Raw genomic sequence first — 18,547 nt, 5'->3', positions numbered from 1 at the left:
GGACCGCTCCCTCAGGCGGCGAGCCGCTCTCGTCCGGCTCCGCCCTCCGTCAGACCTGCCACGAACTCCTTCAGCCAGGCTGTGAACTCCGCTCCCAGATCCGGCCGTTCGCACGCCAGCCGTACCACCGTGCGCAGGTAGTCGGCCTTGTCGCCGGTGTCGTAGCGCAGGCCGTCGAACGCGACGCCGTGGACCGTGCCGCCCGCCGCCAGTTCCTGAAGCGCGTCGGTGAGCTGGATCTCGCCGCCGCGGCCGGAAGGGGTGCGCTCCAGGACGCCGAACACGGCCGGGTCGAGGACATAGCGGCCGATGACGGCGTAGTGGCTCGGCGCGTCCTCGCGCGACGGCTTCTCCACCAGGCCCGTGACACGGACCACCCCGTCCTCGCCGGACGGCTCCACGGCCGCGCAGCCGTAGCGGTGGATCTGCTCCGGCGGGACCTCCATCAGGGCGATCACGCTGCCCTCGCGGCGGTCGCGCACCTGCAGCATCCGGCTCAGCAGGGTCTCGCGCGGGTCGATGAGGTCGTCGCCGAGCAGTACGGCGAAGGGCTGGTCGCCGACGTGCCGGCGGGCGCACAGCACCGCGTGGCCGAGGCCGAGCGGGTCGCCCTGGCGGATGTGGTGGATGTCGGCGAGCCGGGCGGGGTCGCGCACCGCGTCCAGTCGTACGGTGTCGCCTTTGGCCGCGAGGGCCTGCTCCAGCTCGAAGGCGTTGTCGAAGTGGTCCTCGATGGCCCGCTTGTGCCGGCCGGTGATCATCAGTACGTCGTCGAGACCGGCCGCCGCGGCCTCCTCGACGACGTACTGGATGGCCGGCTTGTCGACGACCGGCAGCATCTCCTTGGGCGTCGCCTTCGTCGCGGGCAGGAACCGGGTTCCGAGGCCCGCGGCGGGGACCACGGCCTTGCGGACCGTGCGGTCCTTGCGGTCCGTGCGGTCCTTGCGGGTTGAAGCGGGGGCGGGTGTCGTGTGGGGGGCGATCATGCGGCCCATGCTGCGGCACCCGGATGAGAGCGGGCCGAGAGAATGCTCGGAGCTTGCTGTGCGGTATGCGGAGTTGAAGATTCCGTGAATCGATGTTCCTTGCGTGCACACAACCTGGCGGTCGCTCCGGTTGCGATTTCGAAAGCCGGTACGGATACCGGCGGTAACTCCTTTTGAATTTCTCGCTTCTTGAACGTCGGTCACCGAACTTCTTGTTTCCTGTGCGTCGCTTGTGCGAAAGTGAGCGGCCCGATAGCCGGTCACCTGATGGCCGGCCCAGGTATGCACCAATCAGGCGCCTGCTTTTCCGAAGGACGTGCATTCCCCGTGCCGTCCTGCGGCTGGGAAGGAAATGGTTCAGTGCAATCCCCCTACCCCCCACGACCGCCGTACCCCCCACGGCCCGGGGCGAGCCCCGGTGAGTCCGACCGCGATCTCGTCGCGAGCCTGGGCGAGGACGGCGCGAACCCCCGCACCGTCGCGCTGCTGATGGCGCGACACTGGCGTGCGACCCACGACTATGCGGCCATCTGCCTGGCCGCCACGGAGAGTTCGGCCGCCATGGTGGCCGCCGCCGCGTTCCGGCGCGTGCTGCACCGGCCGGCTCCCGGCGCGCTGCGCCCCCAACTGCTGGTCGCCGTACGGGACATGGTGAAGGAGTGGGCGGCCGATGACGCAATTTCCGCCCTGCTGCCGGAACTCGGCAAACCGACCGGTGGGCGCGGGCTGCGGGCCGCGAGGCCCACGACGCCCGAAAGGCGGCAAATCGCCGAGCGGGCGTTCCGGGCCCTTCCGGGCGCTTCGCAATGCCTCCTCTGGCATACCGAGGTCGAAGCGGAACCGATAACCATACCCGCCGGTCTGCTGGGGGTCGACACATCCACCGCCTCGGCCGCGCTGGAGGGCGTGCGCGAGCAATTCCGCAGGGGTTGCGTCCGCGCCCACGGCGAACTCGCACCCGGTCGGGAATGCCGCTACTACAACCGCCTCCTCGACGTCCCCATTCGCCGCGGCGGCGCACTGCTGCCCGATGTCCAGCGGCATCTGATGGAGTGCCGCTACTGCCGGCACGCCGCCGAACAGCTCAGTCATTTCGAGGGCGGCCTGGAGGTGCTGCTCGCCGAGACGGTGCTCGGCTGGGGCGCCCGTCGCTATCTCGGCTCCCGGCCCGGGCGCGGGGGCTCCTCACCCACCGAGGGCGACCGCCGCCGACGGGGCGGACGCCACCGCCCGGCACGCCTCGCCCCGCCGCGCACCCGTGGCAGGGCCGTCGCCGTGGGTGTCGGTCTGACCTCCCTCGTCCTGCTGGTGACCGTGCTCACCGCCAAGGGCTGGTCCGACGAGAACGGCATCCCCGACGCACACGCCACCTGGGGCGTGGCCAGTGGCAGGACCGTCGACCCCGGCACGCGGTCCGAGCCCTCGTCCGGCGGCACCCCGTCCGCCGCCTCGGCCGAGGACCCCGTCGAGATCGCCCAGGGCAGGCTCCGCAACCTCGACGGCGGGCTCTGCCTCGACCTCCGCGCCGGCCGGGTCCGCGCGGGAGCGCCGGCCGAACTGACGGAGTGCTCGAACGCCGCGTCCCAGCAGTGGTCGTACCGGGACAACGGCGTGCTGCGCAGCGCCGTCGACCCCACCCTCTGCCTCGACTCCTCCGACGCGGACGCCGACGCCGGCGCCGACGCCGACGCCGACTCGGACTCGGACTCCGACTCGGACTCGGACTCCGACTCGGACTCCGACTCGGACGAGGGCACGGTCGTCCTGGCCGACTGCCTCGCCCACGCCGGCGAGACGCGCTACGACCTCACGGTCCACGGCGAGCTCCTGCTGCGCCGGACCGAGCGGCTGGCGGTCGCCCGCGGAAAGGGCGGCAGCGTGGTCGTCGCCGAACGGGACGGCTCCATGCCCCAGCGCTGGATGCTCGACGGCGGCCTCGCCGATGCCGGCGGAACGGAGAGGCGGGACAACGGTCTCCAGAAGGGCGACGAGGAGGGGCCGGGCGGCAAGAAGGGAGGCGTAGAGGAGCGCGGCGACAAGAAGGAACAGGACATCGCGCCGGCCGAGCCCGACCGCGGGTCCCCGCACGGCCCCATCCCCGAACCGCCCGGCACCGAGCCGGAGCAGGACGGGCCGCACCGGCCGGCCGAGCCCGCGCCGCCGCCGTACGAGACGCGGTACGTCCAGGCCGACTCCGGAGACGGGGCGATGGCCGACGCCCCCGCCGTGCCCCTTCCCGCCCAGGTGACGGACACGGTGACCCCGGTCGTCGGAACCGCGATGACGACGCTCGGCTCCGCCCTCCCCTGGGTGTGCGGCTGACGGACGCCTATGACAGTGGGTCTTGGGCTTTCTGCCGTAGGCGTTCGTAGGGGGCTGCCCGGCGCTCCGCCTCGACGGCACGCTCGCCGGACGCGGCAAGATCTGCGCGCAGGAGTTCGCCGACCGCACCTCCCCGCCCTTCGCCCCGCTGCACAACCTCGGCACCGACTTCGACTTCGGCGTGACCCATGCCAACGAGGTGCAGTACCTCTGCAAGCACTTCGGCCTGCGGACCCCGCCGAACGCCGAGCAGCGGAGACCGGCCCGGCAGCGTGCCGGCGCCGCGCGCCTGGCCCGCCGGCGGGAACGTGCCGAGCGCCACTGTGCACAGTGCGCATCGGTGCAACCTGTGGGACGCCGAGACCGTCACACAGAACAGGTAGGCTTCCCCGGCGCACGCTCACGGTCGAGCGTGCGCCGGGAACACAGGGTCCAGCACACGAGAGGAAGCGGCGTTGCACGTCCAGGAATGGCTCGAAACGGTGCCCCCGCTGGCGATCTATCTGCTGGTCGGCCTGGTCATCGGCCTGGAGAGCCTGGGCATCCCGCTGCCCGGCGAGATCATCCTGGTCTCCTCGGCGCTGCTCGCCTCACAGCACGGTGAGATCGACCCCTTCGTGCTCGGCGCCTGCGCCACCGCGGGTGCGATCATCGGCGACTCCATCGGGTACGCCATCGGCCGCAAGGGCGGCCGCCCCCTGCTGGCCTGGCTGGGCTCCAAGTTCCCCAGGCACTTCAGCGAGGCCCATATCGCGACGGCCGAGCGCTCCTTCGAGAAGTGGGGCATGTGGGCCGTCTTCTTCGGCCGCTTCGTCGCCCTGCTGCGCATCTTCGCCGGCCCGCTCGCCGGCGTGCTGCGGATGCCGTACTGGAAGTTCCTGACCGCCAACGTCCTCGGCGGCATCGTCTGGGCGGGCGGCACCACGGCCGTCATCTACTACGTCGGAGTGGTGGCCGAGTCCTGGCTGAAGCGCTTCTCGTGGCTGGGCCTGGTGGCGGCGGTCCTGGTCGGCCTGACGTCGATGCTGATCATCAAGCGCAAGGCGAAGCAGACGCAGCTCGCCCACCAGGAACCGGAACCGGTGGCCGCCGGAGACTGAAGCGGCCCATAGGAGCGCGGGGCTGCTTCTGACACGGGGGGCTCCGCCGCGCGGGCGCGATCAACCGCGACGAATCCGCAGACCGCGTGCGCCTACGCCCCGTGCTCTTCCCGGTGAGCCTTCGCCAGATCCGCGTACAAGGTGCCGTTGAGCGTCACACCCTGACGTTCCTCCTCGCTCAGCTCCCGCTTCACCTTCGCCGGCACCCCCGCGACCAGCGACCCGGGCGGCACCTCCATGCCCTGCGGCACCAGAGCCTGAGCGGCGACCAGGGAACCGGCCCCGATCACCGCACCGTTCAGCACGGTCGCCCCCATCCCGATCAGGCAGTCGTCCCCGACGGTCGCCCCGTGCACCACGGCGTTGTGACCGACCGACACCCGCTCCCCGATGTTCACGGGAAAGCCGGGGTCGGCGTGGAGCGTGCAGTTGTCCTGGATGTTCGACTGCGCCCCGACGGAGATCCGCTCCACGTCACCGCGCACCACCGCGCCGTACCAGACGCTCGCCCCCGCCTCCAGCGTCACGTCCCCGATCACCGACGAGGTGGGCGCCACGAACGCGGCCTCGTCGATCTTCGGTTCCCGGCCCCCGATACCCATGACCAGCGCGCTCTGCGTCATCGCCCTCTCCTGTCACCGACGTCGTAGACGAACCGTACGCCACCCGTTGGGGCGAAGATCACAGCCCCAGGAGGTCATAAGGGCGCCGCGCGCTCAGTACGGTGAGGCGGTGCCCAAGCGCAAGAACACGTTCTCATCCTGGCGACGCCGGCTGGCGCAGCGCGCCGTCCACGCGGGCTGGGCCTGGGCGCAGCGCACGGGCTCAGTGACGGCCGAGCACCCCGGCCGCTTCCGCTTCGGCTCGATCGGCGAGGCCACCCGACTGGCCTTCCCGCTGGGGACGGTCTTCGGCGAAGCCTGGATCCACCTCGGCTCCCACTGCATCGTCGGCGAACAGGTGACCCTGACGGCCGGGCTGATGCCCGACCTCGACCTCGGCCCCGAGCCGATCCTGCGCATCGGGAACGGCGTCGTGCTGGGCCGCGGCAGCCATGTCATCGCCGACACCACGGTCACCATCGGCAGCGACTGCTACTTCGGGCCGTACGTCTACGTCACCTCCACGAACCACTCCTACGACGATCCCCACGAGCCCATCGGCAGGCAGTGGCCGCGCATGGAGCCCGTCGAGATCGGCCCCGGGTGCTGGATCGGCACCGGGGCCGTGATCCTGCCGGGTGCCAGGATCGGACGGAACGTCGTCGTGGCGGCCGGCGCGGTGGTCCGGGGCAGCGTCCCCGACCACGCCGTCGTCGCGGGGGCGCCCGCCCGGGTCGTACGACGCTGGACGCCCGACGACGGCTGGCAGCCGCCGCTGCGCACCCCGGCGCCGCAGCCGATACCCGACGGGGTCACCCCGGAGCAGCTCCAGGCGCTGGCCGAGCTGGACGAGGAGACGGTGGCGAAGCTGGCGGAGCTTGACGAGAAGGTCGCGGGGCAGAGCGGGAGCGCGACCGGCCGGTTCGCCGAGGTGGACGCGGAGTCCTAGTCAGCCGGTGGCCAGCAGCAGCGTGCCGACCAGTGCGAGCCCGGCGCCCGCCGCCTGGACCGCACGCAGCCGCTCCCGCAGGATGCCGCGTGCGGCCAGGGCGGTCACGACCGGGTAGAGCGAGGCGAGTACGGCGGCCACGGTCACCGGGCCGTGATGTGCGGCGACCACATAGGTGCCGTTCGCCGCGACGTCGGCGAGACCGACGAAGCCCAGCGACGGCAGCGACCGCCAGGGGAAGCCCCCTTCGGGGAGGGTGGCGACGCCCCGCCGCGAGGAGGCGTACAGGGCCAGGCCGCCCGCGCCCACGTTCACCACGCGCTGGACGAAGAGCGCCAGGAACAGGCCGGTGATGGTGGTCGACGCCTCCGCGATCAGCGCGAACACCGTGCCGAAGCCGAAGGCCGCGACCAGCGTGAGCAGGATCGCCTGCCGCTGCACGGGCGCGCCCCGCAGCTGCGGGCCGCCCGCCAGCACCACCCCGAGCACGGCGACCGCGATGCCGGCGACCTGTAGGAGACCCGGCCGCTCGCCGAGAAGGAGACCGACCCCGACCGGGACGGCCACACCCACGGTGCCGAGCGGGGAGACCACGCCCATCGGGCCGAGCGCGAGCGCCTTGTAGAAGCAGATCAGGGCGATCGGGCCCACCACGCCGGCGGCGGCCGCGAACCACAGCCGGTCGCCGGCCTCGCTCCACGCGCCCGTGAACACCACGATCACGCCGAGCACCACCGCCGCGATCGCCTGCGAGACGACCACCACCGTCAGGGCCGGGGTACGCCGGGTCAGCAGTCCGCCGCCGAAGTCGGCCAGGCCCCACAGCAGGCTGGTGGCCAGGGCGAAGAGTGCTGTCACGGAGGCCTCGCAGTACAGTTCGGTGCACGATCGGGTGCACCCCACCGTAGTGCAGTCGGGTGAACTCTGTCATCCAGAATATTGGACTCCGCAACTTGGACGGAATGTGTCGGACCTCGACCTGCTGACCCAGTCCCTGGCGCGCAACGTCAAACACTGGCGCGCGGTGCGCGGCTTCACGCTGGACGTGCTCGCCGCCCGGGCGGGTGTCAGCCGCGGCATGCTCATCCAGATCGAGCAGGCCCGCACCAACCCCAGTCTCGGCACCGTGATCAAGATCGGTGACGCGCTCGGGGTCAGCATCACCACCCTGCTCGACTACGAGCAGGGGCCCAAGGTGCGGATCGTCCCGGCCGACCAGGTGGTACGGCTGTGGCACACCGACGCGGGCAGCCACAGCCGACTCCTCGCCGGGACCGAGGCGCCCGGCCCGCTGGAGATGTGGCACTGGCGGGTGATGCCGGGCGAGAGCAGCACCTCGGATCCGCACCCCGTCGGCACCGTCGAGATCGTCCACGTCACGGCGGGCGAACTGACGCTCACCGTCGACGGCACGGACTACCTCGTACCGGCCGGCGCGAGCGCCACCTTCGAGGCCGACGCCCCGCACACGTACGGCAATCAGGGCGACGTCCCCACGGAATGGATGCTCGCCGTCTCGGTGCCGCCCGCCCGCTGAGACATCGCCCCGACGGCCTCGGCGGTCCTGTTAGCGTGCGCGCATGGACGCACCCATCGGACACTTCGACGAAGCCACCCCCGCCCCGGACTGCCTCGACGAGCTGATCGGTCCGGTCGCCGACGCCGTACGCCGGTGGCCCGGCAGCGTCCCCGCCGACCAGATCGTCTACGTCGAGACCGATCCGCAGTGGGCCGACACCGCCGTCTTCGTCGAGCACTACGGCCGGGACCTGCTCGAACAGTCCGCGAACTGCGTGGTCGTCGCCGGCAAGCGCGGTGGCGAGACGACGCTGGCCGCCTGCGTCGTGCTGTCCACCACCCGGGTCGACGTGAACGGCGTCGTACGCCGCCAACTCGGCGCCCGCAAGGCGTCCTTCGCCGCCATGGACACGGCGACCGGCGAGACCGGCATGGAGTACGGCGGCATCACCCCGCTCGGACTGCCCGGCGACTGGCCCGTGCTGGTGGACTCGGCCGTCGTCGACCTGCCCTACGTCCTGGTCGGCAGCGGGCGCCGGCGCGGCAAGCTGCTGGTGCCGGGGAAGGCGTTCGCCGAGATTCCCGGTGCCGTCGTCCTGGAAGGGCTCGGCGTCGCGGTCTGATCGCCTCAGGCGGCCGTGTGGTGCGCGAGGGCCAGATGCGGATCCGCCGCGCCCGGCACCGGCGCCGGGTCCGCGTGCACCAGGGCCGCCGTGAGCCGCGGCACGGCGTGCAGCAGGGCGTGTTCGGCCTCGACGGCGATGGCGTGCGCCTCCCGCACCGTCGCCTCGCCGTCCACGACGACCGCCACCTCGGCGCGCAGCCGGTGCCCGATCCAGCGCAGCCGCAGCTCGCCCACGTCGCGCACACCCGCGACCTCCCGCAGCGCCCGCTCGGCCGTGTCCACCAACGCCGGGTCCACGGCGTCCATCACGCGCCGGAACACCTCGCGCGCCGCGTCCCTCAGCACCAGCGCGATGCCGGCCGTGATCGCCAACCCCACGATCGGGTCCGCGAGTTGCCAGCCCAGTGCCGCCCCCGCGGCGCTCAACAGGACGGCCAGTGAGGTGAATCCGTCCGTACGGGCGTGCAGACCGTCCGCGACCAGGGCCGCCGAGCCGATGGACCGGCCCACCCTGATCCGGTACCGAGCGACCCATTCGTTGCCCGCGAACCCGACGAGCGCCGCCACGGCCACCGCCGGGATCTGCGCCATGGGCCGCGGATCGAGCAGCCGGTCGAGGGCCGTCCACGCCGCGAAGGCCGCGGACGCGGCGATCGTCAGGACGATGGCGATGCCCGCGAGGTCCTCGGCCCGCCCGTAGCCGTAGGTGAAGCGGCGCGTCGCCGCGCGCCGGCCCAATACGAAGGCGATGCCCAGTGGCACGGCGGTGAGCGCGTCGGCCGTGTTGTGCACCGTGTCGCCGAGCAGCGCCACCGACCCGGAGGCGACGACCACGACCGCCTGCACGAGCGCCGTCGCACCGAGCACCGCCAGCGACACCCACAGGGCCCGCATGCCACGGGCCGAGGACTCCAGGGCGGAGTCGAGCTTGTCGGCCGTCTCGTGGGAGTGCGGCTTGAGGAGATGGGCCAGGCGGTGGCGGAGTCCGGCGCCGGTGGGGGAATGGGGGTGGGTGTGGGAGGCGTGCGGGGGGTGAGCCTGATGGGTCTGGTGAGGGTGGTCGTGCAGGTGTTCCCCGTCGTGCGCGTGCCCATGGTGGTGCTCGTGCTCGTGCCGGTCGCTCACGGGGGTGCCCTTCCGGTGCGCGGGAGTGGACGCGGACCGCCCACCACGCCATTATGTGCGTATGAGCGCACGCATGCACCTATCATCTGCGCACGATGCGCATCCGCGCACTCCGGGCGAGGAACAGTTCGCGCTCGCCGCCGAACTCCTCGCCCTGCTCGGCGACCGCACCCGCCTCGCGCTGCTGCACGCCCTGACGGCCGGCGAGGCCGACGTCACGACGCTCACGGAGGCGTGCGGCGCCGCGCGCCCGGCCGTCAGCCAGCACCTGGCGCGGCTACGGCTCGCCGGTCTGGTGAACACGCGCAAGGAGGGGCGCCGGGTGATCTACTCCCTCGGCGACGGCCATCTGCGCCGCCTGGTCGACGAGGCGCTGAACGTGGCCGACCACCGGCTCAGCGACCGGCCGCTGCACGACTGACCGGGGCGGCGCCCGGGACTGCCGCTCTCTTCGGTGCTCAGCCCTCCGTGTGCCTGCCCAGGTACTGCTCCGCGAAGGCCCTGGCGGCCGTGGGGGAGTCGAAGATGCGGCGGAGGCGGGCGAGCGTGGTGCCCGCGCGGTACGGGTCGCCCGACGACGTGCCGTGGTAGACCTCGGAGAGCCAGTGGGAGAACTCCTGGTAGTCCCACACCCGGTTCAGACAGGCCGTCGAATAGCCGTCGAGGCCGGTGCCGTCGCCCTTCGTGAGGTGGGCGACGAGGCCGTCGCCGAGCAGGAAGGCGTCGTGCAGGGCGAGGTTCATGCCCTTGGCGGCGATGGGCGCGGTCAGATGGGCGGCGTCTCCGGCCAGGAAGAGACGGCCGAACACCATGGGCTCGACGACGTAGTTGTGCATGTCGAGGACGCGCTTCTCGATCAGCCGCCCCTCGGTCAGCGGCGGTACGCCGTTCGCGCCGAGCCGCTGCTGCAGCTCCGTCCACACCCGTTCCTGCGACCAGTTCTCCGGGTCGTCGCCGGGCGGGCACTCCAGGTAGTAGCGGGTCACATCGGCGCTGCGCGGCATATGGCCGGCGAACCCGCGCGGGTGCATGCCGAACAGGACGCAGTCGGAGGACGGCGGCGCCTGAGCGAGCAGCGCCAGCCAGCCGATGCCGTAGTCACTGCGGGCGATGTGGGCACGACCGGCGGGCAGCGCCGCTCGCGTGACGCCGCGCGCACCGTCGCAGCCGGCGACGAAGTCGCAGTGCACGACCTGCCGTTGACCCGTGTCGGGGCAGATGTACGACACCGAAGGGTGGTCGGTGTCGAGGTCGTGCAGCTCCACGTCCCGGACACCGAAGCGTATGGCGCCGCCCCGCACGTCCGCGTACTCGCGCACCAGGTCCGTCACCAGCAACTGCTGTGGATAGACCCAGTGGTGAACCCCCGTCAGCTCGGCGTACCCGAGCCGGTAGCGCTCCCCGTCGAACCGGAACTCGCACTCCGTGTGCCGCTGCGCACGCGCCAGCAGGTTGTCGGCGAGGCCGCGCCGCTGGAGTCCGCACACCGCCCCCTCCTCCAGCACTCCGGCGCGCGGCCGCTGCTCGATGAACTCGCGCGTCTCGATCTCCAGGACCAGACAGTCGACCGACGCCGCCCGCAGGATGCTGCCGATGGTGAGACCGGCCGGGCCGGCGCCCACGACGACTACCGGAAAGCGCTGCGCGGGGCTGGAGTTGTGGTGGGGGGAGGTGGAAGTCACCCGAGCATTATGCGGGCGGCCGACCCGGCGGGGGAGGGCTCCGGAGCCGGGCGAGCGGCGGGAGGTTCGGTGTCGCGTCAGTGGCGGTGGGTTGCGGCGCCGCGCGGGTGGAGCGCCGGGCTCGGCTAGCCCAGGCGCGGTATCTCGATCGCCGGGCAGCGGTCCATGACCATCTCCAGGCCCGCCGCGCGCGTGCGGTCGTAGGCCGCCTCGTCGATGACGTCCAGCTGGAACCACACGGCCTTCGCGCCCTTGGCGACCGCCTCGTCGGCGACCGCGCCCGCCAGATCGCTGTTCACGAAGACGTCGACGACGTCCACGTCGAACGGGATGTCCGCAAGCGTGGCGTAGCCCTGCTCGCCGTGGACCGTCTCCGCCTTCGGATGAACCGGCACGATGCGTTTGCCGTACCGCTGGAGTACGTCCGCGACCCCGTGGGCCGCACGTCGCTGGTTCGACGACAGGCCCACGATGGCCCAGGTGTCGCCCAGCCCGGTGAGGATCTTGCGAACCGCCGCCTCGTCGCCGTACACCACGGGCCTCCTCCTGCTTCGTCGAAGCGTCGTCGTCTGTTGCCGGTCGTCCGCTTGCGGCCGTCCGTTCTCGTGAGCCACAACGGACGACGGGGCACGAGGATTCCCGGCACCCGCGACGCACCGGTGATCGCGGGCGCCTTCGCGGGACGGCTGTCCGGTCGGACCGGTGCGCAGTACCGTTCCGGCAGTGCGCACCGCAGGGGGTGGCGATGCCGGGGCACGACAGGGACGACCAGCGGAGTCCCGACCGGACCGACTCCCGCCACGCTGCACGCAAAGCGGTCCGGGTGGCTGCGTTCGACCGCGCGTGCGCCTACGCTCGCTCCGTGCTGCGCATCATCGACGCCCGAACCGGCGAACCCGTCGACGCCGCGCCCGCCCGCCGGGGCCTGACCCGCATCGAGGCGCACCCTGGAGGCTTCGACATCACCGCATTGCGGGTACTGCTGGCCGCGGACCTCCTCGTGCGTGCCCTGGAGCTCGGCGGCACCCCGGTCTGGGCGCTGCTCGACGCCGAGCAGGAGCAGGCGGAGCTCAGGACCGGAGCCGCGGCGCTCGGCATCCGCCCCTTCGAGGACGGCCGGGACGCCGCCTCGGGCCTGGGCGAGGCTCAGGTCATCCATGTCGTGCGGGAGGGCGGCGCGGAACCGGACGGCGTACGGGTCGCCGTCGCGTCGGCGCACTCGGAGGCGCCCTCCGGGGACGCCGAGCCCGCCGCGCTGCGTCTCGCGCTGCTCGCCCGGCGCAGAAGCGTGCCCGTACAGCTCGACGCGGCCGCTCTCGCCGACGCCCAGGACACCCTGGTGCGCTGGCGCCAGGCCGTCGCGGGCTGGGCGCGGCAGCCGTCGCGGCCCATCCCGGACGAGGTGCGCGCGGAGCTGCGCACCGCGTGGGAGGACGACCTCGACCTGCCCGGTGTGCTCGGGGTGCTGCGCTGGGTGGAGAGCGCGCCCGACCTGCCGGACGGTGCCCGGTTCGAGACCTACGCCTACGCCGACCGCCTGCTCGGCCTCGACCTCACCCACGACCTGGGAGCCCCGTCGTGACCGCACACTTCGGAGCGGGCCCGTTGCGCCGCCTGGTCGTCCTGCGGCACGCGAAGTCGGCCTGGCCGGACGGTGTCGCCGACCACGAACGGCCCCTCGGCCCGCGCGGCCGAAGGGACGCTCCCGTCGCGGGCCGGACGATCGCCGACGCCGACTGCCTGCCGGACCTCGCCGTGTGCTCCACCGCCCTGCGCACCCGGCAGACCTGGGAACTGGCCTCCGCCCAATGGGGCACACCGCCACCGGTGCGCCACGACCCGCGCGTGTACGCCGCCGACGTCTCCGAACTCCTGGAGGTCGTGCACGAGGCGCCGCCCGAGGTCGGGACCCTGCTCCTGATCGGGCACAACCCCGGCCTGGAGGACCTCGTCCTCGAACTCGCCGGGGACGGCCTCGACGACACCCTCGACGAGGTCCGCACGAAGTTCCCCACATCGGCGATCGCCGTCCTCGCCTGGCACGGCACCACCTGGCAGGCCCTCGCCCCCGGCACGGCGCTGCTGACGGGCGTGATGGTGCCGCGCGGCAAGAAGGAGTGAGCCGGCGGCGGGCACGCGCGTGTGCCCGCACCTCCCGCGCGGGCGGCCGGGGACCCTGCGCATAGGCTGGCCGGATGGAGGACGAGTACCGCACAGTCGCCCACGCGGGCGTGCACGAGACCGAGGTCAACCGCTCACGCTTCCTCTGTGCGCTCGCCCCGGCGGCCACCGAACAGGAGGCCCAGGACTTCCTCGCCGCCGTCCGCAAGGAGCACGCGGACGCCACCCACAACTGCTGGGCCTACGTCATCGGCGCCGACGCCGCCGTCCAGAAGGCGAGCGACGACGGCGAACCGGGCGGCACGGCCGGCGTCCCCATGCTGCAGATGCTGCTGCGCCGCGACATGCGGTACGTCGTCGCCGTCGTCACCCGCTACTACGGCGGCGTCAAGCTCGGCGCGGGCGGACTGATCCGGGCCTACGGCGGAGCGGTCGGTGAGGCGCTGGACGCGCTCGGCACGATCACCCGGCGCCGCTTCCGGCTGGCCACCGTCACCGTCGACCACCAGCGCGCCGGCAAGGTGGAGAACGATCTGCGGTCGACCGGGCGCGAGGTGCGGGAGGTGCGCTACGCGGAGGAGGTCACCATCGAGATCGGCCTGCCGGACGCCGACGTGGAGGCGTTCCGGGCCTGGCTCGCGGACGTGACGGCGGGGTCGGCCGGGTTCGAGCTCGGGGGAGAGGCGTACGGGGACGCGTGACGTATCGGGCAAGCAGGGCATAGTTGGTCAAGTCCGCGCCCTGGGCAGGTGGGTGCAGGAACGTTCATGACGGGGCGATACGGGAGTAACCGTCCGTGCTGTCAGACCCGGCCGTTAGTCTCGGGGATCATGAGACTGCTGCACACTTCCGACTGGCATCTCGGCAGGGCGTTCCACCGGGTCAACATGCTCGGCGCCCAGGCCGGATTCATCGGCCACCTCGTCACGACCGTGCGTGAGCGCGGCGTCGACGCGGTGGTCGTGTCGGGAGACGTGTACGACCGGGCGGTGCCGCCGCTCGCCGCGGTCGAGCTGTTCGACGACGCCCTGCACCGGCTCGCCGACCTCGGTGTGCCGACGGTGATGATCTCCGGCAACCACGACTCGGCCCGCCGGCTCGGCGTGGGCGCCGGGCTGATCGGGCGCGCGGGCATCCATCTGCGGACCGACGCGTCGGCGTGCGGCACACCGGTCGTGCTCCGGGACGACTTCGGCGACGTGGCCTTCTACGGCCTGCCCTATCTCGAACCCGCCCTGGTGAAGGACGAGTTCGGCGTCGAGAAGCCCGGACACGAGGCGGTCCTCGCCGCCGCCATGGACCGTGTGCGCGCCGACCTCGCCTCGCGCGGGCGGGGTACCCGGTCGGTCGTTCTCGCGCATGCCTTCGTCACCGGAGGCGAGGCCAGCGACAGCGAGCGCGACATCACCGTGGGTGGAGTCGCGGCGGTACCCGCCGGAGTCTTCGACGGCGTCGACTACGCGGCGCTGGGCCATCTGCACGGCTGCCAGACCATCACCGAACGCGTCCGCTACTCCGGCTCGCCGCTGCCGTACTCCTTCTCGGAGGCCGACCACCGCAAGAGCATGTGGCTCGTCGACCTGGACGCCGACGGTGCGGTCACGGCCGAGCGCGTCGACTGCCCGGTGCCGCGCTCGCTGGCCAGGATCCGCGGGACGCTGGAGGTACTGCTCGCCGATCCCGGGCTCGCCCGGCACGAGGAGGCGTGGGTCGAGGCGACGCTCACGGACGCGGTGCGCCCGGCGGACCCCATGGCCCGCCTCGCGGAACGCTTCCCGCACACGCTCAGCCTCGCCTTCGCCCCCGAGCGGGCGCCGGAGGACCCCGACGTGTCCTACGCCCAGCGGCTCGCGGACCGCAGCGACCAGGAGATCGCGGAGGACTTCGTGGCCCATGTGCGCGGTGCCGGACCCGACGAGCACGAACAGGGTGTCCTGCGTGACGCGTTCGACGCGGTGCGGGCCGACGAGACCGTACGGGAGGTGGCGCGATGAGGCTGCACCGCCTCGACATGACGGCGTTCGGCCCCTTCGGCGGCTCCCAGACCGTCGACTTCGACGCGCTGTCGCTGGCCGGCCTGTTCCTGCTCCACGGCCCCACCGGCGCCGGCAAGACCTCCGTCCTGGACGCCGTCTGCTACGCGCTCTACGGCTCCGTGCCGGGCGCCCGGCAGAGCGGCCAGGGCACGACCCTGCGCAGCGACCACGCCGCGGCCGGCACCCGCACCGAGGTCCGCCTCGAACTGACCGTCGCCGGACGCCGGTTGGAGGTCACCCGGCAGCCGCCCTGGGAGCGCCCGAAGAAGCGCGGCTCGGGCACCACGCTCGACAAGGCCCAGACCTGGCTGCGCGAGTACGACGCACAGGCCGGGACCTGGAAGGACCTCAGCCGCTCGCACCAGGAGATCGGCGAGGAGATCACCCAGCTGCTCGGCATGAGCCGCGAGCAGTTCTGCCAGGTCGTGCTGCTGCCCCAGGGCGACTTCGCCCGCTTCCTGCGCGCCGACGCCGAGGCCCGCGGCAAGCTGCTCGGCCGCCTCTTCGACACGCACCGCTTCGCCGAGGTCGAAAAGCGCCTCGCCGAGCGCCGGCGGGCCGCCGAGGCGCAGGTCCGCGAGGGCGACGCGGCACTGCTGGCCGACGCGCACCGCATGCAGCAGGCGGCCGGAGACGCGATGCGGCTGCCCGACCTCACGCCCGGCGAACCGGGCCTCGCCGAGGCCGTGCTGGCAGCGGCCGCCGTCGCCCGCAGCACCGCCCGTGAGCAGCTCACCGTCGCCCACTGCGGTCTCCTGGCCGCCGAGTCCGCCCAGGCCGCCGCCGACCGCGCCCTGGGTGACGCACGCGAAGTGGCCCGGTTGCAGCGCAGGTTCGCCGAGGCGCGGGAGCGGGCCCGGCTGCTCGACGAGCGGGCCGACGCGTACCACGAGGCGCAGGCGCGCATGGAGCGGTCCCGCAAGGCCGAGACGGTGGCACCCGCACTGGAGCTGCGGGAGGCGGCCGACGCTGAGCACCGTCAGGCGGCCACGGCACACTCACGCGCGCGGGCGCTGCTGCCGGGAACCTTCGGAGACGTTCTGCCGGGCGGTGGCGCAGAGGCAGGCTCGCCGGCCGAAGCCGGTGCCGCCGGGCTCGCCGCCGCCGCGCGCCGAGTCGCCGAGGAGCTGGGCGGACTCGAATCGGCCCGCCGCGGCGAACGCCGGCTGGGCGAACTCATCGACGAGCGCACGCAGTTGGACCGCCAGGAGCGGGCCGACGACGACGTACGGCTGGACGCGGAGTCCTGGCTCGCCGGGTGGGAGGAGACCCGGGGCGGGCTTCAGACGCGCATCGAGTCCGCGCAGGACGCCGCGAACCGCGCCGACCAGCTGGCCGTCCGGCGCGAGCCCGCGCGGCAGCGGCTCGCCGCCGCGCGGATGCGCGACCAGCTGGCCGCGGACACGGACACGGCCGCCCGGGACGCGGCCGACACCCAGGAGCAGGCGCTCACGGCCAAGGCGCACTGGCTGGACATCAAGGAACAGCGCCTGAACGGCATCGCCGCCGAACTCGCCGCGCAGCTCCAGGACGGCGAACCCTGCGCCGTCTGCGGGGCCGTCGACCACCCCGCACCGGCCCGCAAGGACGCCGGCCACGTCGACCGGGAGGCGGAGGAGCGCGCACAGGCCGCCCACCAGCAGGCGGAGGAACGGCACGCGGAGGCCGAACGGCGCCTGGGCGTCGTACGGGAAGCCCTGGCCGCGGCCACCGCGGAGGCCGGCGACATGCCGACAAGTCGACTCGCTCAAGAGGCCGACGCGTTGGAGCAGCAGTACACGAAGGCCCGCAGGGACGCCTCCGTGCTGCACTCCGCCCACGAGGAGCTGCGGCGGGCCGAGGCGGAACACGAGCGGCGCACCGCAGCCCACCGGCAGGCGGAGGTCCGGGCCGCCGCCCGGGTCGGCCACCGCGAGCGGCTGGACCGCGAGAAGGCCGCCCTGGAAACGGAGTTGGCCGAAGCGCGCGGTAGCGCCGACAGCGTCGCCGCGCGCGCCACGCAACTGGAGCGCCAGGTCGCCCTGCTCACCGAGGCTGCCGACACCGCGCGCGCCGCCGAGGACACCGCCCAGCGCCTCAAGGCCGCCGACGCCCGCCTCGCCGACGCCGCCTTCCGCGCGGGCTTCGACACCCCGCAGGCCGCGGCCGCCGCGCTCCTCGACGACGCCGCTCACCGCGACCTGCAACGACGCCTGGACGCCTGGCAGTCCGAGGACGCAGCCGTACGCGCGGTGCTCGCCGAGGCCGACACGGCGAACGCCGCCCGGCAGCCGCCCGCCGACCTCATGACCGCCGAGAACGCCGCCTCGGCCGGCGTCCGGCGCACCCGCGACGCCGCCTCCCGGCGCGACGAGGCCGCCCGCCGCTGCGCCGACCTCGACCGGCTCTCCGCCCGCGCGGCCACCGCCGTACGCCAACTCGCCCCGCTGCGCACGGAGTACGACCGGGTGGCCCGACTCTCCGCGCTCACCGCGGGCACCTCGGCGGACAACGAACGCAAGATGCGCCTGGAGTCGTACGTGCTGGCGGCCCGCCTGGAGCAGGTCGCCGCCGCCGCGAGCGTACGGTTGCAACGCATGTCGTCCGGCCGCTACACCCTCGTCCACTCCGACGGCCGCACCGGCCGCGGCCGCAGCGGCCTCGGGCTGCACGTCGTCGACTCCTGGACCGGCCGCGAGCGCGACACGGCGACCCTGTCCGGCGGCGAGACCTTCTTCGCCTCCCTCGCCCTCGCCCTCGGCCTCGCGGATGTCGTCACCGACGAGGCCGGCGGCGTCCGCCTCGACACCCTCTTCATCGACGAGGGCTTCGGCAGCCTCGACGACCAGACCCTCGACGAGGTCCTCGACGTCCTCGACTCACTGCGCGAGCGCGACCGCAGCGTCGGGATCGTCAGCCATGTCGCCGATCTGCGGCGGCGGATCCACGCGCAGCTGGAGGTCGTGAAGGGGAGATCGGGGTCGGTGCTGCGGCAGCGAGGTCACTGACCGAGCGGGCGGCGGGGCAGTGGTGAGGAGTACACGACGCTCGTCGTGACCGAGCCCAGGGTGCCGATCTTGCCGGAGATCTCCTCCAGGTGGCGCATCGAGCGGGCCGCGACCTTGATGACGAAGCAGTCGTCGCCCGTGACATGGTGGGCCTCGAGGATCTCGGGCGTGGTGGCGACCAGGTCGTGAAAGGGCTTGTAGTTGCCGTTCGGGTAGCGCAGGCGCACGAAGGCCAGGATCGGCAGGCCGAGCCGGTCGGGGTCGACCACGGCGGCGTAGCCCTGGATGACGCCCGCCTCCTCCAGCCGCCGTACTCGCTCCGTCACCGCACTCGGGGACATGGACACGGCACGGGCCAGCTCGGCGAAGCTGGCGCGGCCCTCGCGCTGGAGGACGTCGAGGATGCGCCAGTCGGTGGCGTCCGGGGTAAACGCGGTCATGGGTGAGAGACTGCAGGGGAATCACCGGCGGATCAAGGGGAGGGCGGGGGATTT

At 73.0% G+C, this 18,547-nt stretch carries 18 protein-coding genes; 11 read left to right on the top strand and 7 right to left on the bottom strand.

Going from position 1 to position 18,547, the window contains the following annotated elements; translation table 11 throughout:
• Nucleotides 1-11 precede the first annotated feature (11 nt).
• Entirely contained in the window at nt 12-986 is a 975-nt protein-coding gene (gene galU, locus AC3ETA_RS30510) for a UTP--glucose-1-phosphate uridylyltransferase GalU (RefSeq protein WP_432196108.1), read from the bottom strand.
• A 360-nt stretch (nt 987-1,346) separates the two neighbouring features.
• Between galU and AC3ETA_RS30505 the strand changes: the two genes are divergently transcribed.
• Both AC3ETA_RS30505 and AC3ETA_RS30500 read left to right on the top strand, forming a co-directional pair.
• Nucleotides 1,347-3,308: an RICIN domain-containing protein gene (locus AC3ETA_RS30505; RefSeq protein ID WP_432196107.1), complete on the top strand. Its 1,962-nt coding sequence runs from the start codon at nt 1,347-1,349 to the stop codon at nt 3,306-3,308.
• 455 nt (nt 3,309-3,763) lie between these two features.
• A complete protein-coding gene (locus tag AC3ETA_RS30500; protein WP_432196106.1) occupies nt 3,764-4,408 on the top strand; it encodes a DedA family protein in 645 nt (214 codons plus the stop codon).
• A gap of 92 nt (nt 4,409-4,500) precedes the next feature.
• Here AC3ETA_RS30500 and AC3ETA_RS30495 read toward each other — a convergent pair whose 3' ends face one another.
• The gene (locus AC3ETA_RS30495; RefSeq protein WP_432196105.1) at nt 4,501-5,031 is read right to left on the bottom strand and encodes a gamma carbonic anhydrase family protein; all 531 of its coding nucleotides are present in this window, start codon (nt 5,029-5,031) and stop codon (nt 4,501-4,503) included.
• Between the two features lie 109 nt (nt 5,032-5,140).
• On the opposite strand from AC3ETA_RS30495, the gene AC3ETA_RS30490 reads away from it, so the two are divergent.
• Entirely contained in the window at nt 5,141-5,959 is an 819-nt protein-coding gene (locus AC3ETA_RS30490) for an acyltransferase (RefSeq protein ID WP_432196104.1), read from the top strand.
• Here AC3ETA_RS30490 and AC3ETA_RS30485 read toward each other — a convergent pair whose 3' ends face one another.
• Nucleotides 5,960-6,817 carry an EamA family transporter gene (locus tag AC3ETA_RS30485; RefSeq protein ID WP_432196103.1) on the bottom strand — a complete coding sequence of 286 codons (858 nt, stop codon included), beginning with the start codon at nt 6,815-6,817 and terminating at the stop codon, nt 5,960-5,962.
• Nucleotides 6,818-6,923: 106 nt separating this feature from the next.
• Here AC3ETA_RS30485 and AC3ETA_RS30480 point away from each other — a divergent pair, with 106 nt between their 5' ends.
• Both AC3ETA_RS30480 and AC3ETA_RS30475 read left to right on the top strand, forming a co-directional pair.
• Nucleotides 6,924-7,496: a helix-turn-helix domain-containing protein gene (locus AC3ETA_RS30480; RefSeq protein ID WP_126904063.1), complete on the top strand. Its 573-nt coding sequence runs from the start codon at nt 6,924-6,926 to the stop codon at nt 7,494-7,496.
• A gap of 43 nt (nt 7,497-7,539) precedes the next feature.
• The gene (locus tag AC3ETA_RS30475; RefSeq protein ID WP_432196102.1) at nt 7,540-8,100 is read left to right on the top strand and encodes a YbaK/EbsC family protein; all 561 of its coding nucleotides are present in this window, start codon (nt 7,540-7,542) and stop codon (nt 8,098-8,100) included.
• A gap of 5 nt (nt 8,101-8,105) precedes the next feature.
• On the opposite strand, the gene AC3ETA_RS30470 is transcribed toward AC3ETA_RS30475, so the two are convergent.
• The gene (locus AC3ETA_RS30470) at nt 8,106-9,227 is read right to left on the bottom strand and encodes a cation diffusion facilitator family transporter (RefSeq protein WP_432196101.1); all 1,122 of its coding nucleotides are present in this window, start codon (nt 9,225-9,227) and stop codon (nt 8,106-8,108) included.
• Nucleotides 9,228-9,288: 61 nt separating this feature from the next.
• On the opposite strand from AC3ETA_RS30470, the gene AC3ETA_RS30465 reads away from it, so the two are divergent.
• A complete protein-coding gene (locus AC3ETA_RS30465) occupies nt 9,289-9,648 on the top strand; it encodes an ArsR/SmtB family transcription factor (protein ID WP_432196100.1) in 360 nt (119 codons plus the stop codon).
• A gap of 37 nt (nt 9,649-9,685) precedes the next feature.
• Here AC3ETA_RS30465 and AC3ETA_RS30460 read toward each other — a convergent pair whose 3' ends face one another.
• A complete protein-coding gene (locus tag AC3ETA_RS30460; RefSeq protein WP_432196099.1) occupies nt 9,686-10,909 on the bottom strand; it encodes a 4-hydroxybenzoate 3-monooxygenase in 1,224 nt (407 codons plus the stop codon).
• A 125-nt stretch (nt 10,910-11,034) separates the two neighbouring features.
• Nucleotides 11,035-11,442, bottom strand: a complete 408-nt coding sequence (locus AC3ETA_RS30455; RefSeq protein ID WP_432196161.1) for a CoA-binding protein — start codon at nt 11,440-11,442, stop codon at nt 11,035-11,037.
• 329 nt (nt 11,443-11,771) lie between these two features.
• On the opposite strand from AC3ETA_RS30455, the gene AC3ETA_RS30450 reads away from it, so the two are divergent.
• The 5 genes from AC3ETA_RS30450 to AC3ETA_RS30430 all read left to right on the top strand — a co-directional run bounded on the left by AC3ETA_RS30450 (nt 11,772) and on the right by AC3ETA_RS30430 (nt 18,053).
• Nucleotides 11,772-12,491 carry a hypothetical protein gene (locus tag AC3ETA_RS30450; RefSeq protein WP_432196098.1) on the top strand — a complete coding sequence of 240 codons (720 nt, stop codon included), beginning with the start codon at nt 11,772-11,774 and terminating at the stop codon, nt 12,489-12,491.
• Nucleotides 12,488-13,030 (top strand): SixA phosphatase family protein, encoded by a 543-nt coding sequence (locus AC3ETA_RS30445; RefSeq protein WP_432196097.1) that lies wholly within the window; start codon nt 12,488-12,490, stop codon nt 13,028-13,030. Before AC3ETA_RS30450 ends, AC3ETA_RS30445 begins: the two co-directional genes overlap by 4 nt.
• Nucleotides 13,031-13,104: 74 nt before the next feature.
• Nucleotides 13,105-13,731, top strand: coding sequence for a YigZ family protein (locus AC3ETA_RS30440; protein WP_432196096.1), 627 nt, complete (start codon nt 13,105-13,107; stop codon nt 13,729-13,731).
• Nucleotides 13,732-13,860: 129 nt separating this feature from the next.
• On the top strand, nt 13,861-15,024 hold the full coding sequence (locus tag AC3ETA_RS30435) for an exonuclease SbcCD subunit D (RefSeq protein WP_432196095.1): 1,164 nt from the start codon (nt 13,861-13,863) through the stop codon (nt 15,022-15,024).
• On the top strand, nt 15,021-18,053 hold the full coding sequence (locus AC3ETA_RS30430) for an AAA family ATPase (RefSeq protein WP_432196094.1): 3,033 nt from the start codon (nt 15,021-15,023) through the stop codon (nt 18,051-18,053). The genes AC3ETA_RS30435 and AC3ETA_RS30430 overlap by 4 nt, the downstream gene beginning before the upstream one ends.
• Here the strand turns inward: AC3ETA_RS30430 and AC3ETA_RS30425 are convergent.
• Nucleotides 18,047-18,493: an Lrp/AsnC family transcriptional regulator gene (locus AC3ETA_RS30425; RefSeq protein WP_432196093.1), complete on the bottom strand. Its 447-nt coding sequence runs from the start codon at nt 18,491-18,493 to the stop codon at nt 18,047-18,049. The genes AC3ETA_RS30430 and AC3ETA_RS30425 overlap by 7 nt on opposite strands.
• Nucleotides 18,494-18,547 lie beyond the last annotated feature (54 nt).

Source organism: Streptomyces sp. bgisy027 (genome assembly GCF_057710365.1).
Note: the sequence above shows the minus strand (reverse complement) of the source record. Positions and strands in the feature narration are given on the sequence as shown.